Consider the following 8,299-nt stretch of genomic DNA (forward strand, 5'->3'; position numbering starts at 1 on the left):
AGATAAATCCATTTTCCTTAATTTGCATAGTTTGTGAAACATATGAAAATGATAATCTGAAAAATAAATGTCATTAGTGGTTTTTCGATAGGAGTAATTACAAAAACAAAGGCTAATTATTTCCCGAGAGATAAAGTGAAACTTTAATCAGTGGGGGTCTTACTGCCCGGCAAATAGCGGAATAAATATGTGTAACAGAGACTAGTGAATGAAAACAAAAAGAGAGCAAAGTTACAGCTTTAAGCGCTGAACTCTGCTCTCTTTTTGCGTGGCATCTTCTTTCGTTGAAATTATAATAGCGATCCCGAGCATGATAAAAAAAGCTAAAAAGAGGACGAACTTTGGGAAGAACGGGAATAGTAATAGCGCTCCGACTATCATAATTGTTAATAATACGTAGTGCAGGACGTATTGGAATAGGTTGTCCATATTTTCGCCCCCTTTTTTGTAATTGGTTATTAGTATTCTATGTTTCATGCTGAAGGAATAGAAGTAGATTTTTAAGTTTTAATACGAATTATAGCTGAGTTTTCTTAAAGTATAAATGTAGAGTTATAATTTTGGAAAAATTCTCAAAATATTTATTTAGAAAGAATTGACAAAACATAATGAACGATATAAGCTAATAACCATAAAGTCTACCGGAAAGGTCGGAATAAGATTGTTACCCCTCAAAAACATCTATTTTTTTACGATTAAAACCGACTTTTCCGATTGGTTATAAATGTTGCTGTGGGAGGCATACATAAGGTAATTCGTTCAGAGGGTATAATCATAAAAAGTTAGGGTGGGGACAATGAAGAAAAAGACAAAAAAATGGGCTGGTGTATTTTCGGTATTAATGAGTAGTTCGCTTGTGTTGTCTGCTTGTGGGGGACAGGAGGACGCGGCTTCTACAGAGCCGGTGAAAAAGCAGGATTTAAAGGACGCTAAGATTGAAACAATTCCAGCTACAGATAAAAAGAAAAGTCCAGAGAAAGCAAATCAGCGAACAGATACTTTTATCACAGCCATTTCTAAGCCGGGGGGAGTTTTCCTTCCATATTTCCAAGAAAATGGTTGGGATGGAAATGTAACGTCTGTTATTTTTGCGTCACTAGTAACAACAGACAAACAAAGTAAGCCTATTCCGGACCTTGCAGAAAAATGGGATATTTCTGCTGATCAGTTAACATATACATTCCATTTACGTAAAAATTTAAAATTTAGTGATGGTTCGCCTTTAACAGCGGATGATGTAGCATTTACATTGACGCTACTTCATGATAAAGCGTATGAAGGTGGATTGGATATTGCTCAGTATGCTATTAAAGGTGGAAAAGAATATAAAGAAGGAAAAGCAACTTCTATTGAAGGAATTCAAGTTGTTGATCCACAGACAATTAAAATTACAACTGAAAAAGTTAATTCACAGGCACTAACTACTTTAGGTGGACCGGTATTATCAAAGGCTTATTATGGAAAAGATTATAAACAAAATACAAGTTTGGATTATTTAAAAGCGTTATATGGGCAACCAATTGCAGCGGGTCCATATAAATTTGAAAAATATGTTCCTGGTCAAGAGGTACGCTTTGTTGCCAACGAACATTATTATGCAGGTAAACCTAAAATTAAAAACTTTATTTATAAAATCACATCAGGTGATACTGGATTCCAATTATTCCAAACAGGTGAACTGGACTATAGTGGATTTAGAGCAAATCCTGAGAATATAGACCAATTAAAAGGATTAGAGTTTGCAAATATTAATCTTGAATCATCAAGTGATATTGCTTATATCTATGTAAATAATAAGAAATCATATTTGAAAGATAAGAAGGTACGTCAAGCACTTACTTATGGATTAGATCGTAAGAAGTATGTAGATACAGCTCTACAAGGATATGGTTCTGTTGCTAACGTGCCAATTGCTCCAGTTTCATGGGCATATACAGAAGAAGGTATGAATAAGTATCCGCACGATGTAGAAAAGGCTAAAAAACTATTGGATGAGGCTGGTTGGAAAGTAGGTTCTGACGGAGTTCGTGAAAAAGATGGTCAAAAGTTAAAATTAACATACTACGCATCAAATACAGGTAAAACAAATGATATCTTTATTCCAATTGCAAAAGAAAGTTACAAAGAAATCGGTGTTGAATTAAATCCAGAGTTGATGGACTTTAATACGATGCTTTCAAAAGTAGGAAAGGGTGACTATGATTTAGCGGCAGTTTCAACACCAGGTATTAGTGATCCAAGTGAAGTTGTAAGTGATTATTTATCAACTAATCCAAAAAGTGATACAGGTTATAGTAATCCGAAAGTAGATGAATTGATTGTAAAAGGCATAGAGACGACAGATATTGAAAAGCGTAAAGCTGTTTATAAAGAACTGTATAAAGAGTTAAGTGATGATCCACCAGTTATTCTATTAAACTATCGTAAACTACTTTATGCTCATAATGTACGTATAAAAGGAATTGATCCGGAAAAGTATGATAGCATTAGCTCTAACTTACCAGTGTTATCCATTGAACAATAAGGGTTGACCTAAATAATAGAAGACGTTTTTTCATACAGCAAAAGAATAGCTGCTGTTTTGAAAAAATGTTCTTCTATTTTTAAGTAAATAGGATTGGGGAGACAAAAGGTGAAAACATATATCATTCGTAGGTTTCTACAAATGATTCCTACATTGTTTGGTACGTCTATTATTATCTTTTTTTTATTTGCACTCTTACCGGGTGATTATATCGATTCAAATCCAAAATTAACACCAGAGAGAGCTCAAGAATTAAGAGAGTTGTACGGTTTAAATAAACCGATTATTGAAAGGTATTTTCATTGGTTAGTTAATGCATTACACGGCGATTTTGGATTCTCATTACAATATCAAGAACCAGTGACATCATTACTTAATAAGTTCATTTGGAATACATTTATTGTTGCAGTTACAGCTTTATTCTTTACTTGGATTATCGCTCTTATTATTGGTGTTGTTTCAGCGACAAAACAGCATTCATGGTTTGATAGACTCGTAACAATTGGTGTTTTTGCCGCAATGTCATTTCCATCATTTTTTATAGGTCTATTTTTGATTAAATTATTAGCGGTTGATTTAAATTTATTACCAATTGGTGGCATGATTGATATTGGAAGTAACTCGACGGGTATTACATACATATTAGAAGTATTACGTCATATGATCCTGCCGGTATTTATTTTAACGCTTCTTGGTGTAGGGTCATTAACAAGATACTTTAGAACGGGAATGCTGGATGTTGTAAGACAAGATTATATTCGTACTGCACGTGCAAAAGGTTTAAAAGAAAGAACAGTTATTTATAAACATGCATTAAAAAATGCGATTTTGCCAGCAATTACATTACTCGCTTTTGAATTGCCAGGTTTATTCTCAGGGGCTATTATTATTGAACAGATTTTTAATTGGCCAGGGATTGGGAGTATTCAGTTAGAAGCATTAAACTTCCGTGATTATACGGTATTAATGGCATTTACGATGTTTCTTTCATGTTTAACAATTATGGCAAATTTCTTTGCGGACATTGTGTATGCACTTGTTGATCCACGAATTCGACTGAAGTAGGGGGGGAAAGATATGGAGACTATTACAACAACAATAAAGAAAAAGGAAGAAAAGAAACAAAGAAATGAATCATCACCGTGGCGCCAAGCGTATAGAAAGATAAAGAAAAATAAGATGGCGTTGTTCGGATTATACGTTTTAATATTTATGTTTTTATTTAGTTTTATTGGTCCATTCTTTTCACCGTATGCTGAGGGGAAAGTGCAAGTAACACAAATTAATAAACCACCCAGCCTGTCGCATTGGCTCGGAACAGACCAGTTGGGACGAGATATTTTAACTAGACTTATGCAAGCAGGCCGTATTTCATTAACAATTGGCCTAGCATCGATGTTACTATCCGTTATATTGGGTGCCCTGTTAGGAGCCATTGCTGGCTTTTATCGAGGAATTGTAGATCATCTAATTATGCGTGTTGCAGATGTGTTAATGTCTATTCCGGGATTACCGCTACTTATTATAATGGGAGCAATTTTATCAGAATGGAAATTACCATCAGAATACCGGTTATATGTTGTAATGATTATTTTAAGTTTAGTAGGTTGGCCAGGACTTGCCCGTCTTGTGAGGGGGCAAATTTTAACATTGCGGGAACAAGCATTTATGCAAGCGGCGGACGTATTAGGATTAAAGGATTCTCGGAAAATTATTCATCATTTAATCCCTAACGTCTTTCCATTACTTATTGTTGTAGCAACTTTGGGTGTGGCTGGATCTATTTTAAGTGAATCCGCACTAAGTTACTTAGGTCTCGGAGTCGTTCCACCTACACCATCATGGGGGAACATGATTAGCGCAGCTAACTCATTAATCGATTTCCAAAAGCGTCCATGGTTATGGATTCCGCCTGGTTTTGCAATCTTTATAACAGTTGTATCAATTAATTTACTTGGTGATGCACTTCGTGATGCATTAGATCCAAAGATGAGACGGTAGGTGAGGAGATATGAGTAAAGCGGTAGTAGAGCTGAAAGATTTACAAACACACTTTCAGACAGAAGAAGGGACAGTAAAAGCTGTGAATCATGTTAGTTTTTCTGTTCGAGAAGGTGAAACTGTTTGTGTTGTAGGTGAATCTGGTTGTGGAAAAAGTGTAACGGCGTTATCTATTATGGGACTTATTGCTGAATCAGGCAGTGTAGTAGGTGGAGATATTTTATATGAAGGAAAAAGTCTTTTAGGAATGAAAGAGAAAGAGCTTCGTAGTTTACGAGGGAATGATATTGCGATGATTTTCCAAGAACCGATGACATCGCTAAACCCCGTCTTCACTGTAGGAGAGCAAATTGTAGAAACGTTAAGGGAGCATGAATTACTTAGTAAAAATGAAGCATATAAGAAGGCAATTGAGTTAATTCGTAAAGTTGGCATAGCCCGCGCTGATGAAATCGTCCATTCTTATCCGCATGAACTGAGCGGCGGGATGTTACAACGTATTATGATTGCTGTTGCACTTAGTTGTAATCCTAAGTTATTAATTGCGGATGAACCAACAACAGCTCTTGATGTTACCATTCAGGCTCAAATATTGGATCTACTAAGACAAGTGAAAGAAGAATTTAAAACGTCGATTTTATTAATTACACATGACTTAGGTGTCGTAGCGGAAATGGCTGATTATGTTGTCGTTATGTATGGCGGGAAAGTTATTGAAGAAGCCCCAGTACTAGAGATATTCCAAAATCCAAAACATCCTTATACGAAAGGATTATTGAAATCAAAACCAGTAATGGGAAAACGAATAGATAAACTATATTCTATTCCAGGGCAAGTTCCGAATTTAGTTGGTTTAGGTGAGTTTTGCTACTTTAGTGGGCGTTGTGAGCATTGTATGGAAAGATGTGAAAAAGAAGCCCCAAATCTAAATGTAAATGATGAAAATCATAAAGTAGCTTGCTGGTTATATGAGGAGCGTGCGGAACAATGAGTGAACCATTATTAGAGGTGAAAAATCTAAAGACATATTTTCCAATTAAGGGTGGCGTATTTAGTAGAACAATTGGGCATGTAAAAGCGGTTGATGGAGTAAGTTTTACTATTAATAAAGGTGAAGTGTTTGGTCTCGTTGGCGAATCAGGGAGCGGAAAAACAACAATAGGAAAAACAATTTTACGCCTCGTTCAAAAAACGGAGGGGGAAGTGAAGTTTAAAGGGAAAGATGTTCATTCTTTATCCAAGGATGAATTAAGAAAACATCGCCCTAATATGCAGCTCGTTTTCCAAGATCCATTTAGCTCATTAAATCCGAGAATGAGAATTGGAGAAGCGCTTGGAGAGCCAATGTTGGCCCACGGATTAGCGACGAAAGAAAATGTTCGTGAAAAGGTAATTGAAGTATTGGAGTTATGTGGATTAGCTCCTTATCATATTGACCGGTATCCCCATGAGTTTTCTGGTGGACAACGTCAGCGTATCGTAATCGCAAGAGCTATGGTATTAAATCCGGAATTTATTGTAGCTGATGAACCTGTGGCGGCACTAGATGTATCTATCCAAGCACAAATTATTAATTTATTTAGTGAGTTACAAGAGAAAAAGGGATTATCTTATTTATTCATTTCGCATGATTTAAGTGTAGTAGAACATTTATGTACGAAAATCGGAATTATGTATTTAGGTACGATTGTGGAGACAGCACCGCGTGATGAGTTATTTACCAATCCGCTACATCCTTATACGAAAGCATTGTTATCAGCTGTTCCAATACCAGATCCAACAGTGAAGCGAGAGCGAATTATACTAGAAGGGGATATTCCAAGTCCAGCAAATCCACCTTCGGGCTGTCGTTTTCATACACGTTGCCCATTTGCAACGGATGTTTGTAAAAAAATAGTACCAGAATTCCGTAATGTTGGTGCAGAGCATTTTGTTGCTTGTCATCACGTATAAAAAAGGACTCTTTCAAATTGAAAGAGTCCTTTTTTTATTTACTAGATGAAGTTTGTTTCAATACAAATTGCTCGATTGCGTGAGCAACACCATGTTCATTGTTTGTTAGTGTTACAACATCACATAGCTTTTTTACATCTTCTTCAGCGTTGCCCATTGCAACAGATAAGCCTGCTACTTCTAACATCGGTACATCATTAAAATTATCACCAATAGCAACTGTATCTTCAATAGGGATATTAAAATGAGTTGCCATCTGCTGTATCCCGTTTCCTTTATGTCCATTCTTATCCATAATTTCTAAGTTAGTAGGAGCCGATGCTGTAACCATAATATCAGCATCTTCTTGTAATATACTTAATAGTTGTGCGCGATGCGCTGCATTAAACGTTAAAATGAAGAATTTAGATATTTCTAGTTCTTGGTTATTTACAACATCTTCTATTTTTTTGAAATCAGTAATTAGGTTCGATTTCTTTTGCTTTTCTGTAATTCGTTCAAGTTCCTCTAATGTAACATCAAGCACATGCTTATTTTCTTCGAATGCTTGCATCACTTGATCTTGCCATGTATATGGAGAATAAACTCCTTTATTTGTATATAGCTTATATGGGAAACCTTCAGATTCTAGTAATTTTGCAAGTTTGTACACTTTGTCGTTTTGTATACAACGCGAGTTAATTACTTTTCCATCCACATAAACAATAGCCCCATTGCTTGCTCCGACTGGAAGAGATAATTTATATTCTTCCAATAGCTTTAAAGCATCCTCTTTCGCACGACCAGAACAGATCATTACAATATGACCAGCTTCTTGTGCAGTTTGGATTGCTTGTAGGTTTTCTTTGGAGATTTCAAGATTAGATGATAGTAGTGTACCATCCATATCTAATGCGATTAATTTCAAAATGACCACCTCTTTGTTTTTATTATACATAGTTATATAGAGGAAACATATAAACTTATCTTGGAAAGACGGTATTTTATCTCATATTAAAAGTAAGTAAAGATTAGATAGGTTTAGTGTCACTAAATAAACGATTTGTAACAAAAATAGAGAGGAATATGACGACATTTCACTTTATGACTGTAATGTTACACGAATGTTACAAACGTGAACTAAGTGAAAAACGCATTAAATAAAGGTTTTTGAGGGTTATTATAAAAAAACGTAAAAAAAGTGTAATAAATTTTACGTAATTATATTGCAACGTAATAATAGTTATGTTACATTAATGTTACAAACGTTACGTTATCAAATTTAATGTAACGTTAACATAAAAACTATGAAATAAACATTTCTTAGAAATTACATATAGATAACTTATAAAAAGGGAGGATAAATGATATGAAAGAGCAAGTATTACAAGTAACAAAAGGTGATTTCGTAGGATCAGCAAGTGGAGCGGTAGTATTAACAGCATTAATCGTATTTCTATCAAGCGTATTAGTATAATAGAAGCTTTGTAACAAAAGAAAAGGAAGGGAGAATGAAAGGTATGAAAGAGCAAGTATTACAAGTAACAAAAGGTGATTTCGTAGGATCAGCAAGTGGAGCGGTAGTATTAACAGCGTTAATCGTATTTCTATCAAGCGTATTAGTATAATAGAAGCTTTGTAACAAAAGAAAAGGAAGGGAGAATGAAAGATATGAAAGAGCAAGTATTACAAGTAACAAAAGGTGACTTCGTAGGATCAGCAAGTGGAGCAGTAGTATTAACAGCGTTAATCGTATTTCTATCAAGCGTATTAGTATAATAGAAGCTTTGTAACAAAAGAAAAGGAAGGGAGAATGAAAGATATGAAAGAGCAAGTATTACA

The 8,299-nt window shown here is 35.1% G+C and carries 10 protein-coding genes; 8 read left to right on the forward strand and 2 right to left on the reverse strand.

Translation table 11 applies throughout. The features are described 5' to 3' along the window. Window positions 1-231: 231 nt before the first annotated feature. On the reverse strand, window positions 232-429 hold the full coding sequence (locus ACTFP3_RS27985; protein WP_440011915.1) for a hypothetical protein: 198 nt from the start codon (window positions 427-429) through the stop codon (window positions 232-234). Between the two features lie 367 nt (window positions 430-796). Between ACTFP3_RS27985 and ACTFP3_RS27990 the strand changes: the two genes are divergently transcribed. The 5 genes from ACTFP3_RS27990 to ACTFP3_RS28010 all read left to right on the forward strand — a co-directional run bounded on the left by ACTFP3_RS27990 (window position 797) and on the right by ACTFP3_RS28010 (window position 6,478). Next, window positions 797-2,524: an ABC transporter substrate-binding protein gene (locus ACTFP3_RS27990; protein WP_440011917.1), complete on the forward strand. Its 1,728-nt coding sequence runs from the start codon at window positions 797-799 to the stop codon at window positions 2,522-2,524. Between the two features lie 108 nt (window positions 2,525-2,632). Beyond that, entirely contained in the window at window positions 2,633-3,589 is a 957-nt protein-coding gene (locus tag ACTFP3_RS27995) for an ABC transporter permease (RefSeq protein WP_152122606.1), read from the forward strand. A 12-nt stretch (window positions 3,590-3,601) separates the two neighbouring features. Continuing rightward, window positions 3,602-4,525, forward strand: coding sequence for an oligopeptide ABC transporter permease (gene opp4C / locus ACTFP3_RS28000; protein ID WP_152122604.1), 924 nt, complete (start codon window positions 3,602-3,604; stop codon window positions 4,523-4,525). A gap of 10 nt (window positions 4,526-4,535) precedes the next feature. Next, window positions 4,536-5,516, forward strand: a complete 981-nt coding sequence (locus ACTFP3_RS28005; RefSeq protein WP_440011918.1) for an ABC transporter ATP-binding protein — start codon at window positions 4,536-4,538, stop codon at window positions 5,514-5,516. Continuing rightward, window positions 5,513-6,478 carry an ABC transporter ATP-binding protein gene (locus ACTFP3_RS28010; RefSeq protein WP_001294518.1) on the forward strand — a complete coding sequence of 322 codons (966 nt, stop codon included), beginning with the start codon at window positions 5,513-5,515 and terminating at the stop codon, window positions 6,476-6,478. Before ACTFP3_RS28005 ends, ACTFP3_RS28010 begins: the two co-directional genes overlap by 4 nt. Window positions 6,479-6,512: 34 nt before the next feature. Here the strand turns inward: ACTFP3_RS28010 and ACTFP3_RS28015 are convergent, their stop codons facing one another. Next, complete coding sequence (locus tag ACTFP3_RS28015) at window positions 6,513-7,385, reverse strand: Cof-type HAD-IIB family hydrolase (RefSeq protein WP_440011920.1); 873 nt, start codon at window positions 7,383-7,385, stop codon at window positions 6,513-6,515. 441 nt (window positions 7,386-7,826) lie between these two features. On the opposite strand from ACTFP3_RS28015, the gene ACTFP3_RS28020 reads away from it, so the two are divergent. The 3 genes from ACTFP3_RS28020 to ACTFP3_RS28030 are packed head-to-tail and all read left to right on the forward strand — an operon-like array spanning window position 7,827 to window position 8,236. Then, complete coding sequence (locus tag ACTFP3_RS28020) at window positions 7,827-7,934, forward strand: DUF3948 family protein (RefSeq protein ID WP_000664237.1); 108 nt, start codon at window positions 7,827-7,829, stop codon at window positions 7,932-7,934. Window positions 7,935-7,977: 43 nt separating this feature from the next. After that, window positions 7,978-8,085, forward strand: coding sequence for a DUF3948 family protein (locus ACTFP3_RS28025; protein WP_000664237.1), 108 nt, complete (start codon window positions 7,978-7,980; stop codon window positions 8,083-8,085). Between the two features lie 34 nt (window positions 8,086-8,119). Further along, window positions 8,120-8,236, forward strand: coding sequence for a DUF3948 family protein (locus ACTFP3_RS28030; RefSeq protein WP_000654250.1), 117 nt, complete (start codon window positions 8,120-8,122; stop codon window positions 8,234-8,236). Window positions 8,237-8,299 lie beyond the last annotated feature (63 nt).

It is taken from the genome of Bacillus cereus group sp. MYBK5-2 (assembly GCF_051915685.1).
GTDB lineage: Bacteria > Bacillota > Bacilli > Bacillales > Bacillaceae_G > Bacillus_A > Bacillus_A cereus.

Bases quoted from the DNA above. Each gene is read 5' to 3' on its own strand.
- ACTFP3_RS27985 (WP_440011915.1), bottom strand. From the start codon at position 429: ATGGACAACCTATTCCAATACGTCCTGCACTACGTATTATTAACAATT.
- ACTFP3_RS27990 (WP_440011917.1), top strand. From the start codon at position 797: ATGAAGAAAAAGACAAAAAAATGGGCTGGTGTATTTTCGGTATTAATG.
- opp4C (WP_152122604.1), top strand. From the start codon at position 3,602: ATGGAGACTATTACAACAACAATAAAGAAAAAGGAAGAAAAGAAACAA.
- ACTFP3_RS28005 (WP_440011918.1), top strand. From the start codon at position 4,536: ATGAGTAAAGCGGTAGTAGAGCTGAAAGATTTACAAACACACTTTCAG.
- ACTFP3_RS28010 (WP_001294518.1), top strand. From the start codon at position 5,513: ATGAGTGAACCATTATTAGAGGTGAAAAATCTAAAGACATATTTTCCA.
- ACTFP3_RS28020 (WP_000664237.1), top strand. From the start codon at position 7,827: ATGAAAGAGCAAGTATTACAAGTAACAAAAGGTGATTTCGTAGGATCA.
- ACTFP3_RS28025 (WP_000664237.1), top strand. From the start codon at position 7,978: ATGAAAGAGCAAGTATTACAAGTAACAAAAGGTGATTTCGTAGGATCA.
- ACTFP3_RS28030 (WP_000654250.1), top strand. From the start codon at position 8,120: ATGAAAGATATGAAAGAGCAAGTATTACAAGTAACAAAAGGTGACTTC.